Origin of the sequence: Terasakiella brassicae (assembly GCF_014641495.1) — a bacterium.
In the GTDB taxonomy this organism is placed as follows: domain Bacteria; phylum Pseudomonadota; class Alphaproteobacteria; order Rhodospirillales; family Terasakiellaceae; genus Terasakiella; species Terasakiella brassicae.
The window spans coordinates 1-22,014 of sequence record NZ_BMHV01000022.1 but is presented as its reverse complement, the minus strand read 5'-3'; the positions used below and the strand labels follow the sequence as shown (position 1 = coordinate 22,014).

Below are 22,014 nucleotides of genomic sequence, written 5' to 3'. Positions count from 1 at the left end.
TTCTATCCGTTTATTTATACGCGCAGGTTTGGCTTTGCCAGTCTTAAATGAAAAAATGAACTGATTTGTGTAAACTCACGGGATGGAACCATGTCAAAGAGCAGCATTTTACGCTGTATTTGGCTTGCAAAAATAACGGATTTAAGAGTATGTATAGCGCGCGCACGCTAAAGCGTCGCATTTGACTTATCCTTTTTTGACTTTCGCCTTAAGGAACATTTCTTCAAATGGCTCGGATCGTAATGAAATTTGGCGGCACTTCGGTGGCCGACCTCGACCGGATCAGGAATGTCGCCCAACGCGTGAAAAACGAAGTGGATGCAGGTAACGAAGTGGCCGTTGTTGTTTCGGCCATGTCCGGTGTCACCAACCAGCTTGTCGGTTATTGCGAAGATGCATCGCCCATGTACGATGCCCGTGAATACGATGTGGTTGTGTCCAGCGGGGAACAGATTACTTCGGGTCTGCTGGCTATCGTTCTTCAATCGATGGGTGTTGCTGCACGCTCTTGGCAGGGCTGGCAAATTCCAATCCGTACTGACAGTGTTCATGCAAAAGCACGTATCGAAGAAATCGGTACCGAGGAAATCGACACGCGAATGAAAAACGGCGAAGTTGTCGTTGTGCCGGGTTTTCAGGGTGTCGGCAATGACAACCGTGTCACCACATTGGGTCGTGGCGGTTCTGATACGTCTGCCGTTGCATTGGCAGCGGCCACAAAAGCCGATCGTTGCGATATCTACACGGATGTGGATGGTGTCTATACGACGGATCCGCGCATCGTTGCCAAAGCGCGTAAACTCGACAAAATCACCTACGAAGAAATGCTTGAGCTGGCTTCACTCGGTGCCAAAGTTTTGCAGACCCGTTCTGTGGAAATGGCGATGAAACATGATGTGCGCCTGCAAGTGTTAAGCAGTTTTGAAGATAAGCCCGGAACCTTGGTTTGCGGGGAGGATGAAATCGTGGAACAAGAACTTGTAAGCGGCATCGCCTATTCACGCGATGAAGCGAAAATCACTCTGGTCGGTGTTGCCGATCGCCCCGGTGTTTCTGCCGGTATCTTCGGCCCGTTGGCCGATACCTCCATCAACGTCGATATGATCGTTCAGAACGTTTCTGAAGACGGTCAGAAAACGGATATGACTTTTACGGTGCCGCGCGGTGATCTGAAACGTGCCATCCAGTTGTTGGAAGAACGTAAAGACGATGTTGCCTATGAGCGTATGATCTCTGACAGCGATGTGGTTAAAATCTCTGTGGTGGGGGTCGGTATGCGAACCCACGCCGGGGTAGCGGCTACAATGTTCAGCGCGTTGGCTGAAAAAGGGATCAACATTCAGGTGATCACAACATCTGAAATCAAGGTTTCTGTCTTGATTGCGGAAGAATATCTTGAACTGGCCATCCGTGCGTTGCACTCTGCATATGGCTTGGATGCCGATCAAGAATAATAACGACAATAAGGGGTAGGGTAATGAGCGAAGCTGCCAGACAACAGCTGGATAAATTGTGGCAACGCGGGAAAAATTTTCTCGGTTGTGAATTTGCCGTTCTGGGCGGGGCGATGTCCTGGATTTCGGAAAGAAATCTGGTGTCGGCTTTGTCCAATGCCGGTGGCTTCGGTGTGATTGCAGGTGGTTCTATGGGACCGGAATTGTTGTCTGCTGAAATTGCAGCGACCAAAGCAATGACCGACAAGCCGTTTGGTGTGAACCTCATTACCATGCACCCCCAGTTGGACCAATTGATTGATGTCTGTCAGGAACATGCGGTTACTCACGTGGTTCTGGCCGGTGGTTTGCCCAGTGGCGCATCCATTAAACGGGTGAAAGATTTCGGGGCGAAGGTGATCTGTTTTTCCCCCGCCCTTGTTCTGGCAAAACGATTGATCCGCAACGGTGCAGATGCGCTGGTTATTGAAGGGGCGGAAGCCGGTGGGCATATCGGCCCGGTTGTGACGTCTGTTCTGGCGCAGGAAATTTTGCCGCAGATTAAAGACGTGCCGATCTTTGTTGCCGGTGGTATCGGTCGTGGTGAAGCCATGCTGTCCTATCTGGAAATGGGGGCGAGCGGTGTGCAGTTGGGGACGCGTTTCGTCTGTGCCCATGAATGCATTGCCCATGAAAATTTCAAAAAGGCATTTATTCGGGCCGGAGCCAAGGATGCGATGACAACCTTGCAAATTGATCCGAATTTCCCGGTTATTCCCGTGCGGGCCCTGAACAATAAAGGGACCGAGGAATTTATGGCGACTCAGCGCCGCGTTATTGAAAAATTCAATAACGGTGAGCTTGAAAAAGAAGCTGCGCAGTTGGAAATTGAACATTTCTGGGCAGGTGCCCTGAAACGTGCAGCCATCGATGGCGATGTGGAATTTGGTTCGGTCATGGCCGGTCAGTCCGTCGGCATGGTGAAAAAAGAACAACCCGTTTTGGAAATTTTGGAGGAATTGGTCGAGCAGGCGTGTGCCGTCCTAGAGACACGTCAATCGATCTAATCGCAATCAGGTTATGATCCCCGGTCGTTCAGCCATCGCCCCGAAAGGAATTTTGTCGCGCCTGCGCTCCGTTATGGCAGCAGATGCAACGGCGGAAACGCGCCTGCAACTGGTGACCAATATTGTCGCGACCGATATGGTGGCGGAAGTTTGTTCCATCTACATTATGCGCGCGGGCGAGGTTTTGGAACTGTTCGCGACCAAGGGGTTGAAACTGGATGCGGTCCACCTGACCCGTTTGCGGGTTGGTGAAGGGGTTGTCGGGGCAATCGCGGCCTCGGGCCGTCCGATGAACCTGTCGGAAGCCAAAGACCATCCGTCATATGTCTATCGCCCGGAAACGGGGGAAGAAGATTACCATTCCATGATGGGTGTTCCCTTGTTGCGCATGGGACGTGTCCTTGGGGTTCTGGTCATCCAGAACAAGACACAACGTCATTACACCGAAGAAGAAGTTGAAACCCTGCAAACCGTCGCCATGATTATTGGCGAACTGGTTGGCAGTGGCGAGTTGATCAATAAAGAGGAAACCCTGCCCACCGACGGTATCGCCATGTTGCCGTTGCGATTGGAAGGCTCGGCCCTGAATGCCGGGATCGGGATGGGCGCTGCCATTTTGCACGAAGCCCGCGTGGTCATCACACGCTTTGTTGCCGAAGACCCGGAAACCGAACTGGAACGTTTGCGCAATGCCTTAAGCGAAATGCACGGGGCGTTGGATGATATGTTGCAATCCTCGGAAAGTCTGGACGATGAACATCGCGATATTCTTGAAACCTATCGCATGTTTGCCGAGGATGCAGGCTGGCTGGGCCGTATCCGCGAGGCGATTAAAACAGGCCTGACCGCCGAAGCCGCTGTGCAAAAGGTCCATGACGACACCGAAGCCCGTATGGCGCAGGTTCAAGACCCTTATTTGCGTGAACGCGTCAATGATTTGCAGGATTTGGCCAACCGTTTGTTGCAACATCTGGTCGGGGTTGAAAAGCTCTCCCCCGAAGATATTCCCGAACATGCGGTTTTGGTTGCCAAAAATATGGGGCCGGCGGAACTGCTGGATTATGACCGCACCCGACTGCGCGCCCTTGTTCTGGAAGAAGGATCGGCGACATCTCATGTGGCGATTATTGCGCGCGCGCTGGATATTCCGGTCGTTGGGCAAGTTAAAAGTGCTTTGTCGCGCATCGAAGCAGGTGACCCTATTGTTGTAGATGGCAATAACGGGCAGATTTTTATCCGTCCGGGCGAAGATGTTCTATCTGCCTTTAAAAACAGCGTGAAGGCGCGTATTCGCCAACGTGCAGCTTATGCGGCTTTACGTGATAAACCGGCGGTCACCAAAGATGGTGTGGTTGTCTCGTTAAACGTGAATGCGGGTTTGCTGGTTGATCTGGAACATCTGAAAGAAGTCGGGGCCGATGGGGTTGGGCTTTATCGTACTGAAATACCGTTTATGGCCCGCTCCGACATCCCTGGTGTGGAAGCCCAAGTTTCATTGTATCAAAAAATAATGGACGAAGCAGGCGGTAAGCCCGTTGTCTTTCGCACGTTGGATGCGGGTGGGGACAAGGTACTGCCTTATTGGGATAATCATGGGGAAGAAAACCCGGCGATGGGCTGGCGCGCTATTCGTGTCACGCTGGATCGTCCTTATTTGTTGCGTCAACAATTGCGCGGTTTGATCCGGGCTTGCGGCGGGCGGGAACTCAACGTGATGTTTCCGATGGTTGCAGAAGTTGCCGAATTTGTGCAAGCACGCCGTCTTCTGGATATGGAGATCGAACGCGAAAGTATCAAAGGCCATCGTTTGCCGTCTCGGGTGAATGTCGGCGTGATGCTCGAAGTGCCCTCTTTGATGTTTCAGTTGGACAGTTTGCTTGAAAAAATTGATTTCCTGTCTGTTGGATCGAACGATTTGTTTCAGTTCCTCTATGCGGTTGATCGTGGCAATCCCCGTATTTCGGGACGTTATGACACCTTGTCGCCGCCCATGCTGAATGCGTTGAAAGCGGTTGTCGATAAATGCAATAAGGCCGGTGTGACATTAAGTCTGTGTGGTGAAATGGGCGGACGGCCTTTGGATGCGATGGTACTTGTGGGTTTGGGGTTTCGCAAATTGTCCATGTCGGCATCTTCTATCGGGCCGGTGAAAATGATGATCCGCTCCCTGACTTTATCGGAATTGGAAAACTTTTTGCACACTCAAGCCGGTAAGTCTCGTCACAGTTTGCGTCCCGTTCTGCGTCAATTTGCAAAAGACCGTGACATCGCGTTGTAATCCATATACAGATTGTTAACAAAAAGCGCATATAGTGTAAGCTTCAATCGGTCTGGGACTTGAGGAGCCATGATGAGAAATAAAGGGCGTAATGCACAACAGGAGCCAGCATTTACGGGGCCGGGCGTCAGTGAATTACTGAAAACGACGCGCGAACGTGCTGGTCAGGATCTGCAGGTTATTTCCCAAGTCTTGCGAATTCGCTACATTTATCTGGAAGCGATCGAAGGGGGACGCTACGACGAATTGCCGGGCAAAACCTATGTCATCGGGTTTGTTCGTGCCTATGCGGAACATTTAGGCCTTGATTCAAACGAGGTCGTCAAACGTTTCAAGCAGGAAGTTGACGGTCTGGAAGGGCGTTCCGAATTGATGTTCCCCTCTCCGGTAACGGAACAGTCCGTACCGGGCGGTGCCATTATTATGATTGGTCTGGTTGTCTTGGCGGCGGCTTACGGGGGATGGTATTTTTTATCCTCGCAAGATCGCAGTGTTGCGGAATTGGTGCCTGATCTGCCGGCAAAGTTTTCTGAAATGATGGACCGTGTTAAAAATGGTCAGCAAGAAGAAACCCCCGCACCGGTAGAAACAGCACAAGAACCGACAACACCGGAGCAAGCGCCTTCTGTATCCAATGAGCAGGTCAGTGAAACTGACGCGCAGGATATGGCACAAAAGGCGATGGAGTCTTTGGAAAAAGCAAAGGCGGAAACCAAGAAACAGGAACAGGGTGTTGAAACCGTCAAACTAAATAAAAAAGCCAATGACGAGGCTGTTACGCAAGAACAAGCGGAACAAGTGCAAGCGGTCCCGCAAAACACTGTTGAAGAAACAGCGGAAAAAGCGGTGGAAGCGGTAGAAGAAAAAGTTGAAGAGACTGTCGCTGCGGTTCCGGCTGATGCTGAAACGCTGACCACCCCGGCGGTTGAGACGGAAGAACCCGCAGCAGCGACTGAGGAAAAAACAGAAGAAACCTCGACCCCTGTGACCCCTGTCGTTGAAAATGAAGCGCCCGCTGAGCCACAAGTTATGACTGAAAAGGTGATGTTGAAAGCGGTTGATTATTCGTGGATTCAAGTCACAGATGCGGATGGCAACGTGATCCATACGCAGGTTTTAAACGAAGGTGAAGAATATCAAATCCCGCAAACACAAGGTTTGATCCTGCGCACAGGGAATGCCGGTGGCCTTGAAATCTATGTGGACGGTACGAAAGTCCCCTCGATTGGTGAAGCCGGTGAAGTCCGCCGTAAAGTCCTGATCAACCCTGAAAAATTATTGGCGGGGAAGGCCGTGGAAAGCTAAACCTTTCCCCGTTGGCCTGTTTGCATACCGACAAGACATATCAGTCCTTTTTTTAGCCTAAAATATAAGCTATAAGGCGCATTCTGTTTAATTGTGATGAGCTTTGATCGCTATGTCCGTGCGCCCTTATAGAGATATCATCCGTCGAAAATCCCGTCAAATCCGTGTCGGTGATGTGTTGGTTGGTGGCGATGCGCCGATTTCGGTGCAATCAATGACCAATACATTGACCACGGACGTGGATGCAACGGTTCGTCAGGTTCTGGCAATGGAAGAGGCCGGTGCCGATATTGTGCGTATTTCGGTGCCTGATGAAGCCTCCTCAGCCGCGCTGAAAGATATCATCAAACAGGTCAATGTACCGATCGTTGCCGATATCCATTTCCATTATAAACGCGGGATCGAGGCAGCAGAGGCCGGTGCGGCCTGCCTGCGGATCAATCCGGGCAATATTGGGTCTGCGGCGCGTGTGCGCGAAGTGGTCAGGGCGGCAAAAGATCATGGCTGTTCCATGCGCATCGGTGTGAATGCCGGATCATTGGAAAAAGACCTGCTGGAAAAATATGGCGAACCTTGCCCCGAAGCGATGGTGGAAAGTGCGCTGAACCATGCGCGTATTCTGGAAGACAATGATTTCTTTGAATTTAAAATCAGCGTGAAAGCATCCGATGCCTTTTTGGGTGTGGCAGCTTATCAAGGGTTGGCGGAAGCCTGTGATTATCCCTTGCATCTCGGGATTACAGAGGCCGGTGGATTGCAGGCCGGAACGGTTTTATCTTCTATCGGGATTGGCAATCTGTTATGGGCCGGTATTGGCGATACGTTGCGTGTGTCGCTGTCTGCCGACCCGGTAGAAGAAGTTAAAGTCGGTTACCATATTTTAAAATCGTTGGGTTTACGTACCCGTGGGGTCAGGGTCGTTTCCTGCCCATCCTGTGCCCGTCAGGGCTTTGATGTGGTAAAAACGGTCGCGGCTGTGGAAGAACGTTTGCAACATATTCGCACACCTTTGACGTTGTCTATCATTGGGTGCGTGGTAAATGGCCCCGGTGAAGCGCGTGAAACCGATATCGGTTTGACCGGGGGCGGGGGTGGAAGTCACAAGGTTTATGTTGGTGGCGTTCCTGATCACAATACCTCAAGCGAAGAAATGATTGACCATATCGTGCAGTTGGTTGAACAAAAAGCTGCACAAATCGAAGCACAGAAAGAAGAATAATCATGGCTGGATTACAACCTGTTAAAGGCACTTACGATCTCCTTCCCAAAGAGCGCGCTTTGCACCGTCATGTGAGCGAAACCGCGCGCTCGATCTGTGAACGTTATGGTTTTAACGAGGTCATCACACCGATTTTTGAATTTTCCGAAGTCTTTTCACGCACGCTGGGTGAGACATCGGATGTCGTGACCAAGGAAATGTTTTCTTTTGTGACCAAAGGCGATGACCAGATTACACTTCGCCCCGAAGGGACAGCGGGGATTTGCCGTTCGTTCATTTCTAACGGATTGCAGCAGGAAACGCCGGTTAAACATTTTTATTACGGCCCGATGTTTCGTTATGAACGTCCGCAAAAGGGGCGCCAACGTCAGTTCCACCAGGTCGGGATTGAGCTGATCGGCGTCGATAGCCCGCAAGCCGATATTGAAGTGGTCGCTGCCGGATATCATTTCCTGAAAGAATTGGGGTTCGCAGATGTGGTGACACTGGAACTGAACAGTCTGGGGGATAGCGAAAGCCGTAATGCGTACCGTGAAAAGCTGGTGGCTTATCTCAGCCCGTTTGAAGATAGATTATCCGAAGACAGCAAAAAACGTCTGGTCACCAATCCGTTACGTATTCTCGATTCCAAAGATGAAGGCGATCGGGAAATTGTGAAAGATGCCCCATTGTTGGGGGAATGTCTGAACGAAACGTCTCAGGCTTTTTATGACGAAGTGAAACGTGGGCTGGATATGCTGGGCGTACCATATGTGGAAAATCCGCGTCTGGTGCGCGGTCTGGATTATTATTGTCACACGGCCTTTGAATTTACGACCAATACATTGGGGGCACAGGGTACGGTCTTGGCAGGCGGGCGTTACGATGGCCTGATTAAAATGATGGGCGGGCCGCAGGTTCCCGGTGTGGGATGGGCATCCGGTGTGGAACGTCTCGCCTTGATGCTGGGCGAAGACAAGGTGAAACTACCGCGCCCGATCATGGTGATCCCGGCCGCAAATGATCATCAGGACGAGGCCTTTCTGGTCGCCAATCGTTTGCGCCAAGAAGGTTATATTGTTGAACAGGGTTACAGCGGAAATTTCAAGAAACGTTTGAATAAAGCGAATAAACTGAATGCTTTTGTTGCAATCATCGTGGGGATGTCGGAATGTAACGAAGGCGAGGTGATGTTCCGCGATTTGAACACAGGTGATCAGGTTCAGGTTTCTGTGGATGGACTGCCTGCTTTGATTGAACGTGCAAAAGGGTAATTGAAAATCCGATGGCTGGTCTGTTTTCAAGTGATGCGAAAGTTTTGGTGATTGGGGCGAACCATCGTTCCAGCTCCCTTGCTTTGCGTGATCGTCTGTTTCTGGACGAGCCGGAAGTCATTCCCTTTCTGGATAAGTTGAAAGATGACGGGGTGGAACAATGCCTTGTGGTGTCTACCTGTGACCGGGTGGAAGTCCATTGCGTTGATCATAATCCGGCCCGTGCGCACGAACTGATCGTTGCCCGTTTGGCAGAACGCGCCGAATTGGATAGCCATACCATTGCAAGCCAGTTGTACGTGCATGAAGGCGAAGAGGCCGTTCGCCATATCTTTCGGGTTGCCGCCTCGCTTGATAGTTTGATGGTGGGGGAGCCCCAAGTCGTTGCGCAGGTGAAAGATGCCCATCGTCTGGCGGTGGAAGCCGGCAGTGTCGGTGCGGAACTGGAACGTATTTTTCAAGCCGCTTATGGAACGGCAAAACGGGTGCGTACAGAAACCGCCGTGGGCGAACGCCCGGTTTCCATTGCATCGGTTGGCGTTCAAATCGCCAAGGAATTGCATGGGGATCTGAGCCGTTGCCGGGGTCTGTTAATCGGGGCGGGCGATATGGGGGAATTAACCGCACAAAACCTGATTGAGGCGGGTTTAAGCGATTTTACCTGCATCCATTCCTTTGCGGGACGGGCTCAACGGATCGCGCGTCATTTGTCCTGTCATTTTGATGACTTTGACAACCGAAACCGTTTGGCGTGTGAGGCCGATATTATTGTCACCTCGATGAATAAACGGACCCGGGTGGTCAGTGCTGATATGGTTGCCAAGGCTTTACAGGTTCGAAAAAATAAACCGATTTTCCTGATTGATACGGGTATTCCCGGTGATGTGGATCCGGCGGTGAATGACGTGGACGGTGCGTTTTTATATGACCTTCACGATCTGGAACGTGTGGCGATGGAAGGCCGTGCCTCGCGCGAAGCCGAAGCGCGCGCGGCCTCTGCTATTTTGGACAAGGATTTGCATGATTTCTTCCGGGGCAAGGAAGAACGCACAGCTGTCCCCTTGGTTAGTTCTTTGCGGGATCGATTTGAAACAGAACGTCAGGCTGTTTTGGCTTTGCACGCAAATGATGCGGATAAGGCCACCCGTTTGTTAATTAACCGCTTGCTCCATACACCAAGCGAGGAACTGCGCGCACTCGCCGCTGTTAAGAAAAAGAAAGAGTGGGAAGCGGCAAGCGATCTTGTCGAACGACTTTTCCTCAAGAAAGATTGAAGGTAGAAAATGAGTTTTCAGGAAGCGCTAAGCCAGGTTGTCAACCGGCATGAGGAACTTGCGGCGTTAATGTCGGATGCCTCGTCTTTGAATGCGTCTGAATTTACAAAAATGTCCAAGGAATATGCCGAACTGACACCTGTTGTGGAAGTGGTGAATGCCTTGCGCAATGCTCAGGGCGAAATGGCGGAATGTGAACAGATGCTGGCAGACCCGGATTGTGATGCGGATATGAAAGAGCTGGCAGAAGCCGAATATCACGATTTGAAAAAACGCGTACCGGAACTGGAGCGCGATGTTCAATTAATGTTGCTGCCCAAAGACGAAGCCGATGAAAAGAACGCCATTCTTGAAATTCGTGCCGGAACGGGCGGGGATGAAGCCGCGCTTTTTGCTGCAGACCTTTACCGCATGTATCAGCGTTACGCCGAACGCATGGGCTGGAAATTTGAATTGTTGGATGTCAACGAAATCGGTATCGGTGGTTTTAAAGAAGTCTCGGTCAATATTACCGGGAAAAACGTATTTGCCCGGTTTAAATATGAGTCTGGCGTGCATCGTGTGCAGCGTGTCCCCGCAACAGAAAGCGGTGGGCGCATTCATACTTCTGCCGCCACAGTTGCCGTTTTACCCGAAGCCGAAGATGTGGATATCAAGGTGGAAGCAAAAGATTTGCGCATTGATACCTATCGGTCCCAAGGGGCAGGCGGGCAGCACGTCAACACAACCGATTCTGCGGTACGGATTACCCATATTCCGACCGGCCTTGTGACACAGTGTCAGGACAACAAGTCCCAGCACAAAAACAAGGAACAGGCGATGAAAATGATGCGGGCAAAATTGTATGACCATGAACGCCAGCAACTGGATGCGGAACGGGCTGCGGATCGTAAAAACCAAGTAGGGTCCGGGGACAGGTCTGAACGCATTCGCACCTATAACTTCCCGCAAGGCCGTGTTTCTGATCATCGGATTAACCTGACGCTTTATCGATTGGATGAAGTTTTACAAGGGGATCTGGATGAAGTGATTGATGCCTTGATTGCCGAAGATCAGGCACAGAAATTGGCGGAACTTTCATAAAGCAGGTCGGTGATTATGACCACGATTGCCTATGCGATACAGATGGTTTGTAACCGGTTTGAAAAAGTCGGAATTGAAAATGCCCGCTTTGAAGCCCGGCTTTTATTGTGTCATGTGCTTGGGGTGGAAACGCAAATCCTGATCGGTTATCCGGAACGCGATATTTCCCAAGACGATATGGATTGTCTGGAGGCTTTGATCAAACGCCGGGAAGGCCGGGAACCCATGTCCCATATTTTAGGGGAGCGGGAATTCTGGAGTTTGCCGTTTAAAGTAACGAAAGATACACTGACCCCGCGTCCTGATAGTGAAACCCTGATCGAAGCAGTTTTGCATCACATCCCGGATATGATGCGAAATTTGCGTGTTCTGGATTTGGGAACCGGGACGGGGTGTTTGTTGTTGAGTGTCCTGTCTGAATATCAACAGGCAAGTGGTCTTGGTGTGGATATCAGCCCGGCTGCCCTTGAGGTGGCGAAAGAAAATGCCCGAAATCTGGGACTGGAAACACACAGTGATTTCCAGCTTGGGAATTGGGGGGCGGGTATTTCTGAAAAATTTGACCTGATTTTATCCAATCCTCCCTATATCGCGCTGAGTGACAAAGAGATGTTAGCGCCGGAAGTCGTGCAATTTGAACCGGACAGTGCTTTATTTGCAGGACCGGATGGTTTGGATGATTATCGCAAATTGGCCTTGGCCTTGGTTGACGTGTTGCGTGAGGATGGATTGGCCGTTCTGGAAATTGGTATAAATCAAGGGGATGCAGTTTCTGAATTGATGGAAAATGCCGGTTTGTGTGTTTTGGAAAGACCAAAAGACCTGTCTGGGATAGAGCGATGTGTAATAATTCGTAAAAAACTTTAAAAAAGGCTTGGAAAACAACTGAAACCTCTATAGGTTGGGGGTTGTAACGGACACATTGGAAAGCCGCTCGGGGAAACTGTCGGCTCTTGGTATTCCGTCATTTAGCAAAGACTTCCAAAACAATATCGTCGCGCTCCTAAGAAGAGCAGATGTAGGTGTATCCACCTTGTTTTGGAAATGGGTTATCTCTTTTTATATATCAGGATCCATGAGACAAGGTTCCAATAATCAAACCAATCGTCGTGGGCGTGGCCGGGGCCATACCCATAACAACAATCGCCGTCACAATCATGGTGGCAACCGTAACCAGAATTACGACAGTAATGGTCCTCAGGGACGTATTCGCGGGACAGCCAAACAGGTTTTTGAAAAATACCTGCAATTGGCAAAAGACGCCATTTCTGCCGGTGATCGTGTTTTGGCGGAAAGTCTTTTCCAACATGCGGACCATTACGGTCGCATTGCAGCCTTATATGCGCCCAAGCCGAAACCGGAACAGGATGAAAACTTTGAGGCGCAAGGTGCCGATGATGATGTTCAAACGGATGAAGATGATGGCAATGACGACACAAAAGATGTTGCTGAACGCGTCACAAAATCCGTTAAAGTCGATATAGAAGATAGTAATGTTTCGGCTGATGAGGCGGAAAAGCCGGCAGAAGAAAAACCGAAACGCCGTGCACCGACCCGTCGCACCACAACACGTAAAAAAGTGGAAGACGACAAGCCCAAATTAGGGGGCGGTAACAACGCGGTTCCTGATTTTCTGGCACGTCCGGTTGATATGGACAGTCAATCTAACGAAGATGAACCGGCTGCTGAGGCTGAAGAAAAACCGAAACGCCGTACGGCAACGCGTCGAACAACGACCCGTAAAACGCCAACGGCAAAATCCGATGCACCGAAAACCACCCGCACACGCCGTAAAAAAGCCGATGATGCGGACGCTTCTACGGATACGGAAAAAGAAGCCAGCTAGAGCAAATCCCGAGTAATCTGAAATAGATTACGACGACGTATTTGCGTAAGATTAATATTTTGCAGCTTCTACAGATAAAAACGCCCGGTCTTTTGATCGGGCGTTTTTTTTATTGGGGAATGAAATATTGCAAGAGCCAGATGGTAACGGGCAAGGACAAGAAAGCGAACAAGGTCTGTTGCGTGATAATCGTCGCCATGATTTCGTGATCTCCGCCCAGTTGACGCGATAAAATATAGGAAGACGGGGCGGTGGGGGTTGATAAAAATAAAATCAATGTGGCGGCCATTATGCCGTTAAGCCCGAGGAGGTAACAACAAATAGCGGTACTGACGGGTTTAAACAGGAATTGAATAATACCGACAAAAAAGGATAAACCTTTGTTTTTATAAAGGGCTTTAAATTGTAACGCGGCCCCGACTGTCATCAAGGCAACAGGCAGGCTGGCCCGGCCAATGACTTCCAAAGTTTTGGACAAGGCCGTCGGTATGTTTAAACCGGAAAAATTTAACAGAAGGCCGATCACACATCCGATGATCAGGGGATTCTGGATGATCTGTGACATGACGGTTTTGAAGATATTGGTACCCCGATTTAAGGAAATAGAAAAGGTGGTCACGCATAACAGGTTGATGAGCACAATCATAAATCCGGCACCGAGTGCCCCGATAATAAGACCTTGTGTGCCGTATAGTTCTTGAGCAACTGCCAAACCCACAAATGTATTGAAACGCACACCGCCCTGAAACAGCGATGTAAAACGTTCCGCACTGATCTTCGGGCCGAGATAACGACTGATCCAGAAAATAAAAGCGGCCAGAAGGATGGGGATATCAACAGCCAAGGCAATTTCTTGCCAAGGCATTTGGTCAAGACTTTTACTGGAAAGCACATAAACCAACAAAATAGGGGTCAGCACATAATAGCTGAGTTTTTCAAGCGCGGACCAAAGGTGAGGATCAAAAAAATTCGTGCGCTTTAAAAATGTCCCAAGGGCAATCAGGCTGAGTATGGGCATAAGGGCATTGATGGTGATGAGCATATTCGGCCTCAAATCACAAAGAAGGGGGAGACCAGTAGTACGAGAACTTTTGATTAAATAAAAGTTTATAAAATTAACGAGTTTATTAAAAATAATTTAAGTTTGGTGCAGCGGTATGATGCTGTAGCGAATGGAAAAAAGCATCAATAACGTGGTGCCACGGGCTTTCCTTTTTATGCATCAATCCTAAACTACGATAAAGCGGTGGATCGCTGAAAGGAACGACCTTCATGGATTGGGCCAGTTTTTGGGCACGATGATCGGGTAAGGAAACAACCGCAACGCCAAGCGAGGCCTGCGCCATTTTAATGGTAGCCTCCAGTGAGTCGAGTTCCATACCATCCTGCGTGACAATGCCATCTTGTTTGAGCCGTTGTTCAACCATTTGCCCTGCCCAGGCTTGTCGGTCAAAACAGACATAAGGATGGTTTGACAACAAACCGGCGGGGGTCTCTTCCGCAAAATCTTTCGGGGCGAGGACAAAAAAACGTTCGTCGAAATAAGGGCGCCATATCATTGTTGTCGGTAAAATAATTTGTGGGGCGGTGGTGATGGCAAAATCCAGTTGTCCAGCTTCAACAGCCTGTGTCAATTCCGCAGATAAACCGGTTTTAATGCTGATTTGCAGGTTGGGGTGCGTGTCCTGAATTTCCCGAATGACGATAGGTAAAGGGGCGGCTTGTACCGTGTTGATGGATCCGATAATCAAGGGGCCGCTAAACGATTCGTCTTGATGAAGAAGTCCTTTTAGACGGTCATATTGTGTGACAATCTGACGGGCTTCTTTTAATAATGCCTGACCCTTGGTGTTTAAACGTGGTTTATGTCCACTGCGATCAAAAATTTCGGTTTGAAATTCATCTTCCAGTTTTTTGATTTGCAAACTGACGGCGGCTTGTGTCAGTCCCAGTTTTTGAGATGCCGCCGCAAAACTGCCATATTTATCAATGGCAATCAGCGTTTTCAGGGCGCGGATCGACATGGCTATTCAAATTCAACAAGATAGGTGATGACGGCGTTTAAATCATCTTTGGTCAGTTTTGACGTGGTTTTTGCAATCACATGTCCCATAGACCCGCCAAGGAAATCACCATCCGGTGTCATCCCCATGCGCAAGGCGGTTCGATAATCGCCCTCTTCCCATCCTTTCGGGCGGATGTTGGGGATTTTTTCTTTATCCGGCCCGTTTGGATTACCTTGAAATTTTTTGGATGTGTCACTGCCACCCAAACTATTGCGAGGCGTGTGACATTCTCCGCAATGGGCTGGACCATTGACGATATAGGCCCCCCGGTTCCAAACCTCGGATTTATTGGGGTTTGGGGTAAACGTGCCTTCATCAAAGAACATCATTTTCCATCCCATCATCAAAAACCGCATATTAAACGGGAAGGGGATGTCGTGTTCGGGTACAACATTTTTAGAAGGTGCTACCGTATCCAGATAGGCCTTCAGGTCCAAAAGGTCCTGTCGGGTCATTTGGGTATAAGACGTATAAGGAAAGGCTGGGTAATAATGTGATCCGTCCGGGGATATGCCTTGCGTCATTGCCGCAATGAAGTCCTCATCACTCCATCCACCGATTCCGACATCGGGTTCTGGTGTGATATTCGGTACGTAAAAAGTGCCGAAGGGGGATTTAATGGCCAGTCCGCCGCTTAAATCCGCACCTTTTTGGTTTGGTGTGTGGTGACAGGAAATGCAGCCGCCCATATTCAGGATATATTTCCCTTTTTCTGCATCTCCGGCGGCATGAAGCGGGGAAGCCTGCAGGCAAAATAGAATCAGGAATAGGGCGGTGCGTTTCATCGTGTCTATCCGAATAGGTCGTGATTAAAATATGATAGGCAGTATGCCTTATTTTTTCTTTTGACGGAATTCAGTATGACAGGTTTTACAGTTGCCGGTCATTTTACCAAACGCTGGTAAAATTGCACTTTCATCACCTTTGGAGGCGGACATTGCAAGGACAGCAGAATCTGCGGCGAGACTTTCAATCAGGCCACTGAATTTTGCCCAATCTGTCCAGATATTTGGTTTGGCTTCAGATTCTTCAGAAAGGCTACCCTCAGGGAACTTGCTCGCAACTTGTTTGGCAGCTTGTGAAATTGCTGTCGCACCTGCGGCAACCGCTTTCATATCCAAATCCGCGCCCCCTGTTGCCATGGGTGCAATCATCTTTGTGTTTTTCCCGATGATTTTCATCAGATCCATGCGTTCTTTGATCACACCCGTTGCCCCGTCATGTGCATAGGCGGTTGAAAGGGCAAGAAAAGTTGCGCCGATGGTGCAGAGTGCAAGTGTTTTGTGAAACATGTTGAGCCTCGTATAAGCATTTTTAAGATTATTCTAATTCGCCGTAAACTTTGCCAGAAAAACATCCCTTGCGCAATGCAACGCTTGAGACATATTCTATTTAAGAACTTAAACCGACAGAGGTTTTCCACAAGTTGTTGCTTCTTAAGAAGGGCCGGGTTGGAAAGCTGTCGATCACCCTAAAAGGTTTGAGACCATGAACATTGAAAAATATACCGAACGTGCGCAAGGATTTCTGCAAGCTGCCCAGCAGGGAGCTTTGCGCGAGAACCATCAGCGTTTTACACCTGAGCATTTGCTCAAAGCTCTTCTTGATGATGAAGAAGGGGGCGCTTTTGGCCTGATTGAAGCCGCTGGCGGAAAACCGAAAGTCGCAAAAAAAGCAGTTGAACGGGCCTTGGGCGCCATCCCTAAGGTCGAAGGCAGCGGGGCGGGTAATCTTTACCTGTCCAGTGAAATTGCCAAACTGTTACAACAAGCTGAAGAAGCCGCAGACAAAGCGGGTGACGAGTTTGTCACCACCGATATGTTGCTGCTTGCTTGTGCCTTGGCCACAGGGACACCTTGTGGTGATGCGTTGAAAGAAGCAGGTGTGACACCGCAAAATCTCAACGGTGCCATCAATGCCATGCGAAAGGGGCGAAAAGCAACCTCACGCAATGCCGAAAATAACTTCGATGCCTTGAAAAAATATGCCCGCAATTTGACCGAGGCAGCTTCTGCCGGCAAGCTTGACCCGGTTATTGGACGCGATGAAGAAATTCGTCGTGCCATTCAGGTTTTGTCGCGCCGGACCAAAAACAACCCGGTTTTGATCGGGGAACCCGGTGTGGGGAAAACCGCAATTGTCGAAGGCTTGGCAAACCGTATTGTGCAAGGCGATGTGCCGGAAAGTCTGGCGGAAAAACAACTGTTGGTTCTTGATCTTGGCGCTTTGGTCGCCGGGGCCAAGTTTCGTGGTGAATTTGAAGAACGCTTAAAAGCAGTTCTGGAAGAAGTCGCCACAGCCAATGGTGACATTATTCTGTTTATTGATGAAATGCACACCTTGGTTGGGGCTGGTGCGTCCGAAGGATCAATGGATGCATCCAACCTGTTGAAACCGGCCTTGGCCCGTGGCGATTTGCACTGTGTCGGTGCGACGACCTTGGCAGAATATCGTAAATATGTGGAAAAAGACGCGGCTTTCGCCCGGCGGTTCCAGCCTGTCTTTGTGTCGGAACCGACGGTGGAAGACAGTATTTCCATTTTGCGCGGTATTAAGGAAAAATATGAATTACACCACGGGGTTCGTATTACCGATACGGCCTTGGTCGCGGCTGCAACATTGTCAAATCGTTATATTACGGACCGTTTCTTACCGGATAAGGCGATTGACTTGATGGATGAGGCTGCCTCGCGGCTGCGTATGGAAGTCGATTCCAAGCCGGAAGAAATTGACGAGCTGGATCGCCGTATTATCCAGTTGAAAATTGAACGTGAAGCCCTGAAAAAAGAAAGTGATCAGGCCTCACAGGATCGTCTGCAAGATTTAGTCACCGAACTGGAAGACCTTGAGATTAAATCCGGGACTTTGACAAAAGCATGGCGTGAAGAAAAAGAGGCTCTGGCCGATGCAACCAAAGTGAAAGAGCTTCTGGAACAGGCCCGCATTGATGTTGAAATCGCCCAACGGGAAGGCAAACTGGAAAAAGCCTCGCAGCTTTTGTATGGCGAGATTCCGGCGTTGGAAGAAAAATTACGTCTTGCGGAAAGTTCGCAGCAGGAACGTACGATGGAACAGGCGGTGCGTGAAGAACATATTGCCTCGGTCGTGTCGCGCTGGACAGGTGTGCCAGTGGATAAATTGTTGCAGGGCGAACGTGAAAAACTCGTGCTGATGGAAGACCAATTGTCCAAACGTGTGATTGGTCAACGCGAGGCCTTGCAAGCGGTTGCTGATGCGGTTCGACGATCCCGTGCCGGGTTACAGGACCCGAACCGACCAATTGGGTCGTTCCTGTTCCTCGGGCCAACGGGGGTTGGGAAAACCGAACTGACCAAGGCCTTGGCAGAATTTATGTTTGATGATGAAAATGCGCTGGTGCGTATTGATATGTCTGAATATATGGAAAAACATGCCGTTGCCCGTTTGATCGGTGCACCACCGGGCTATGTCGGATATGAAGAAGGCGGGGCCTTGACCGAGGCCGTGCGCCGTCGTCCCTATCAATTGGTTCTGTTTGACGAGATTGAAAAGGCACATCCCGATGTCTTTAACATTTTATTGCAAGTGTTGGACGAGGGACGTTTGACCGATGGTCAGGGCCGTACAGTCGATTTCAAAAATACTCTGATTATCCTAACATCGAATTTAGGGGCCGAAATTATGGCCGCACAGGAAGAAGGACATGATTCTTCCGAAATTCGTGAGGACGTTCTGGAAATTGTGCGCGCTTCTTTTCGACCGGAATTTTATAACCGATTGGATGAAGTGATACTCTTCCACCGTCTGTTCCGCGAACATATGGCGGGCATCGTCGACATTCAGTTAAAACGCTTGGAAAGCCTGCTGAGTGATCGCAAAATCGTACTGGAACTGGACGAAGATGCCCTGCATTGGTTGGCCAATGCCGGATATGATCCAGCCTTTGGGGCACGTCCTTTAAAACGGGTGATCCAAAAATCTTTGAAGAATCCTTTGGCTGTTTTGATGCTGGAAGGACGTATTCAAGATGGAACGACCGTACAAATTGGGGCGGATGATGCAGGCCTGACCTTAAATGGGCGCAGTGCCGCCGACCTTTAAGGCTCTGTGACGACCATCACTTACGTTTTTTGTTTAATTCTGCTATTCTAATGGTACGAATTAAGTGAAAGATGAAGTGATGGTCGAACCCGTCAGCTCTTTAAGCACAGCTTTTAGCCGTAACATTCGCAATACGCAAAATATTGCAGAAGTCAGCCGTGAAAGATCGAATCGTCTTTCTACAGGCTTGCGTGTTAGCCAGCCCAATGGCGACCCTGCCGATTATTTTCGTGCCAAGGCGTTGATTGATCGTGTCAGTGATCTGGGCAATGCGAAAGGCGCGCTTCAACTGGAACAAGGGGGTTACCAAACCTCGGTTCTGGGTTTGGATACGGTTGAAAAATTCGCAAAACAGTTGGAAGGGATCGCACTGGCTGCAAAATCGGCTGAATCTGCACAGGAACGCCAAGCACTTTCCGATCAGTTTAACGAGGTTCGAAATCAAATTAACAATCTGGTCGGGGATGCGACTTTTCTGGGTAAAAACCTAATCGCATCCAATACGGTGAGTGATCTGAATATCGGAGATGCGAACGCCGACTATAATGGGTTTGCGACATTCAACGATATCGACACGGCGATTGCCTCGCTCAACAGTGCGGTTTCTCAGGTGCGTAGTACGCAATCTGATTACGCGGTTGATCTTGCAATTTCGAATGTGCGTGAAAACTTCACCGATGATTTAAGCAATATTCTGCAAGATGGTGTCGATAAGCTGGTGAATGCCGATCTGAATGAAGATGCCGCGACAGCATTGGCGGCGCAAGTGCGCAGTGATTTGTCGTTTCAGGGGCAGAAGATTTTAGCGCAAGGTGAAAGCCTGCTTCTTGGACTTTTTTAAGCGTAGCTTTTAATGACTAAAACCGGATACGATGCTTACAACCAAACCCATAAAAACGGCTTGAAGGGGCGTGCGCTGGAAGGCGAATCCTTTATGAAAGCCGTTCAGCTTTTAAGACAGGCACAGGAATTTGACGGCAATCGCCGCCTGTTGATGGAAGCCTTGGATTATACCCGTAAGCTCTGGACCATTGTGCAGGCGGATTTGAAAGAACCGGATCATCATTTGAACGAGGATATCCGCGCCAATCTTCTCTCGCTCAGCCTTTATGTGGACCGTACATGTTATGAAGCCGCAAAAAAGCCCCATCGGCAAAAGCTTCAGGGGCTTATTGATGTGAACTATCAGATTGCCTCGGGCCTACTCGGCACTGGCTAGACGTTCAATAGAAGTTGTCGGGGCCAGTTTCGCATATTCTGTTTCGAACTTGCTTTTCACCGCAAAGAAACGATCCAGTTCTTGACCGGCCAGTTTTTTCCCGGCGGGCATACGAACGCGCAACGGATTGGTTTTGCGACCATTTTTGATGATCTCATAATGCAGGTGTGGCCCGGTGGAACGACCAGTCGTACCAACATAACCAATGATATCGCCCTGCTTCACCCGTTTACCTTTATACGTGCCTTTTTTGAAAGCGCGCATATGGGCATAAGCGGTCTGATATTCTGAATTATGACGGATACGAATGTATTTACCATAACCGCCTTTGCGTGCGGCATAATCGATCACACCGTCACCAGCTGCAAAAATCGGTGTGCCAGATGGTGCCGCAAAATCAATCCCTGTATGCATTTTGGAATATCCAAGGATCGGATGACGCCGCTTGCCAAAACCGGATGATAAACGTGCGCCATTGATCGGGGTCCGCATCAGGGCTTTTTGGGCGCTTTTACCTTGGTCATCATAATAGGCAACCCGACCTTCTTTATCTTCATAGCGATAAATCGGTAAGGCACGACCGCCAGTGTTCAGGCTGGCAAATAAAATATTGCCGACTTTTTTATGTTTACCGTCTTCTGTGGCCACTTCTTCATACATAATCTGAAAACGGTCGCCTTTTTGAATGTCACGTTGGAAATCGACATCAAAGGAATAGGCAAAGATAAACTCCATCAAAAGAGAAGCCGGTAAGCCCGCCTCAGTTGCGGCAACATAAAGACTGGAATCGATTGTGCCTTCTGCATGGCGCAATGTTGTGACCAGATCTTTGACTTCTTCATGGGCTTTATAAACGCCGCCGGTTTCGCGTGAGACATATACATTATGATTAAAACCGGTATTCAGTCGCATTTCTTCAAAGCTGTGCGGCATATCTTCATGTAAGCCGGGCTGGAAGGTCACTTCGATCTTTTGTCCCGGGCGCAAACGACGGGGGTCGTATTCTTCGCGCAACGCTTCGATGGCTGTATAGGCGTCACCACGGTTGATGCCTGCCTCCAGCAAAATCTTCATCAGCGTATCACCGCTACCGACTTCCAGTGTACGCACATAACTTTCAGGAAGTTGCTTGCGCGGTTCACTTGTCGGTGTTTGCTGAATGGCGGCATTGGCGATGGACCCGACTGTTACTGTCGGTGTTTCGACGTGGGCTGTCTGAGTAACCGGTGCCTGCAAGCGAAGTTGCGGTGTCTCTTCGCTTTGTGGCAGATCGAGCATAAAGAGCCCGCCTGCGATCAAGCTTGAAGAGATGATGGCCGTCAAAGGTAAGCGGCGGCGTATCATGTTTCGAAATCCCCTGTGTGATCGTTTAGTCATTGGCGTCCGACAGTCGTCTATCTTTTATATATAAAGCCCTGTCATTGGCCTTGTGTCACAAAACAGTCAAGGACAATGAGTGTACAAGGCTCAGTTGTCAAGTGGATTCGATCCATTGAATCCTTGGGTTTTATTCTAATGAGGCTTTATTAAGGAAGGGTTTCTAAACCACAAAAAAAGCGGCGCCCATGATCTCTATCAATAGAAGAATAAAGATATGACGATTTGTATATCATCGGGTGGCTGATTCCTGCGTCATGTGAGAGGGAATATGGGATATACGGTAAAAAGTAACCTTTTGTTAATTCTTGCACCGTGTGGAGTGGTTTTAGTGCAAAAGATTATATTGTTTAAATTCAATAACTTACGTGAAATTAGTTAGTTTTTTCATTTTTTTTGAAAAAAGGTGTTTACAGGGTGGTTTGAGGTCTTTATAACCCGGCTTCACCAACGGGGCGCTGCCTCGGAGGGGCTCTCAAAAAGCTTCGGCAAAACAAGGGCTTAGACAGAGGAT

The 22,014-nt window shown here is 49.3% G+C and carries 18 protein-coding genes and 1 pseudogene; 14 read left to right on the top strand and 5 right to left on the bottom strand.

The window, feature by feature from the left end:
• Nucleotides 1–227 precede the first annotated feature (227 nt).
• The 11 genes and pseudogenes from IEW74_RS13655 (at nt 228) to IEW74_RS13610 (ending at nt 12,758) form a co-directional block, all read left to right on the top strand.
• Nucleotides 228–1,454, top strand: coding sequence for an aspartate kinase (locus IEW74_RS13655; RefSeq protein ID WP_188666190.1), 1,227 nt, complete (start codon nt 228–230; stop codon nt 1,452–1,454).
• Between the two features lie 23 nt (nt 1,455–1,477).
• Entirely contained in the window at nt 1,478–2,500 is a 1,023-nt protein-coding gene (locus IEW74_RS13650; RefSeq protein ID WP_188666188.1) for an NAD(P)H-dependent flavin oxidoreductase, read from the top strand.
• Between the two features lie 13 nt (nt 2,501–2,513).
• Complete coding sequence (gene ptsP, locus IEW74_RS13645; protein WP_188666186.1) at nt 2,514–4,778, top strand: phosphoenolpyruvate--protein phosphotransferase; 2,265 nt, start codon at nt 2,514–2,516, stop codon at nt 4,776–4,778.
• A gap of 69 nt (nt 4,779–4,847) precedes the next feature.
• Nucleotides 4,848–5,087, top strand: a pseudogene (locus IEW74_RS17660) (helix-turn-helix domain-containing protein); the annotation flags it as partial.
• A gap of 63 nt (nt 5,088–5,150) precedes the next feature.
• Nucleotides 5,151–6,083 carry a DUF4115 domain-containing protein gene (locus IEW74_RS13640; protein ID WP_373283814.1) on the top strand — a complete coding sequence of 311 codons (933 nt, stop codon included), beginning with the start codon at nt 5,151–5,153 and terminating at the stop codon, nt 6,081–6,083.
• A gap of 112 nt (nt 6,084–6,195) precedes the next feature.
• Nucleotides 6,196–7,302, top strand: coding sequence for a flavodoxin-dependent (E)-4-hydroxy-3-methylbut-2-enyl-diphosphate synthase (gene ispG, locus IEW74_RS13635; protein ID WP_188666182.1), 1,107 nt, complete (start codon nt 6,196–6,198; stop codon nt 7,300–7,302).
• Nucleotides 7,303–7,304: 2 nt separating this feature from the next.
• Nucleotides 7,305–8,555 (top strand): histidine--tRNA ligase, encoded by a 1,251-nt coding sequence (gene hisS / locus IEW74_RS13630; RefSeq protein ID WP_188666180.1) that lies wholly within the window; start codon nt 7,305–7,307, stop codon nt 8,553–8,555.
• Nucleotides 8,556–8,566: 11 nt separating this feature from the next.
• Complete coding sequence (gene hemA, locus IEW74_RS13625; RefSeq protein ID WP_188666178.1) at nt 8,567–9,829, top strand: glutamyl-tRNA reductase; 1,263 nt, start codon at nt 8,567–8,569, stop codon at nt 9,827–9,829.
• A 9-nt stretch (nt 9,830–9,838) separates the two neighbouring features.
• Entirely contained in the window at nt 9,839–10,912 is a 1,074-nt protein-coding gene (prfA, locus tag IEW74_RS13620) for a peptide chain release factor 1 (protein WP_188666176.1), read from the top strand.
• A gap of 15 nt (nt 10,913–10,927) precedes the next feature.
• The gene (gene prmC, locus IEW74_RS13615; protein WP_188666174.1) at nt 10,928–11,779 is read left to right on the top strand and encodes a peptide chain release factor N(5)-glutamine methyltransferase; all 852 of its coding nucleotides are present in this window, start codon (nt 10,928–10,930) and stop codon (nt 11,777–11,779) included.
• A 208-nt stretch (nt 11,780–11,987) separates the two neighbouring features.
• Entirely contained in the window at nt 11,988–12,758 is a 771-nt protein-coding gene (locus IEW74_RS13610; RefSeq protein ID WP_188666172.1) for a DUF4167 domain-containing protein, read from the top strand.
• 109 nt (nt 12,759–12,867) lie between these two features.
• On the opposite strand, the gene IEW74_RS13605 is transcribed toward IEW74_RS13610, so the two are convergent.
• From IEW74_RS13605 to IEW74_RS13590, 4 genes are all read right to left on the bottom strand, one after another.
• Nucleotides 12,868–13,800: an AEC family transporter gene (locus IEW74_RS13605; protein WP_188666170.1), complete on the bottom strand. Its 933-nt coding sequence runs from the start codon at nt 13,798–13,800 to the stop codon at nt 12,868–12,870.
• Between the two features lie 85 nt (nt 13,801–13,885).
• Nucleotides 13,886–14,782 (bottom strand): LysR family transcriptional regulator, encoded by an 897-nt coding sequence (locus tag IEW74_RS13600; protein ID WP_188666168.1) that lies wholly within the window; start codon nt 14,780–14,782, stop codon nt 13,886–13,888.
• A gap of 2 nt (nt 14,783–14,784) precedes the next feature.
• Nucleotides 14,785–15,609, bottom strand: coding sequence for a c-type cytochrome (locus IEW74_RS13595; RefSeq protein WP_188666167.1), 825 nt, complete (start codon nt 15,607–15,609; stop codon nt 14,785–14,787).
• A 48-nt stretch (nt 15,610–15,657) separates the two neighbouring features.
• Nucleotides 15,658–16,116 (bottom strand): c-type cytochrome, encoded by a 459-nt coding sequence (locus tag IEW74_RS13590; RefSeq protein ID WP_188666165.1) that lies wholly within the window; start codon nt 16,114–16,116, stop codon nt 15,658–15,660.
• A 196-nt stretch (nt 16,117–16,312) separates the two neighbouring features.
• Between IEW74_RS13590 and clpB the strand changes: the two genes are divergently transcribed.
• From clpB to IEW74_RS13575, 3 genes are all read left to right on the top strand, one after another.
• Nucleotides 16,313–18,904, top strand: coding sequence for an ATP-dependent chaperone ClpB (clpB, locus tag IEW74_RS13585; protein ID WP_188666163.1), 2,592 nt, complete (start codon nt 16,313–16,315; stop codon nt 18,902–18,904).
• A gap of 79 nt (nt 18,905–18,983) precedes the next feature.
• Nucleotides 18,984–19,745, top strand: a complete 762-nt coding sequence (locus tag IEW74_RS13580; protein ID WP_188666161.1) for a flagellin — start codon at nt 18,984–18,986, stop codon at nt 19,743–19,745.
• A 12-nt stretch (nt 19,746–19,757) separates the two neighbouring features.
• Nucleotides 19,758–20,123: a flagellar biosynthesis regulator FlaF gene (locus IEW74_RS13575; protein ID WP_188666159.1), complete on the top strand. Its 366-nt coding sequence runs from the start codon at nt 19,758–19,760 to the stop codon at nt 20,121–20,123.
• Here IEW74_RS13575 and IEW74_RS13570 read toward each other — a convergent pair.
• Nucleotides 20,106–21,467, bottom strand: coding sequence for a M23 family metallopeptidase (locus tag IEW74_RS13570; protein WP_188666157.1), 1,362 nt, complete (start codon nt 21,465–21,467; stop codon nt 20,106–20,108). The genes IEW74_RS13575 and IEW74_RS13570 overlap by 18 nt on opposite strands.
• Nucleotides 21,468–22,014 lie beyond the last annotated feature (547 nt).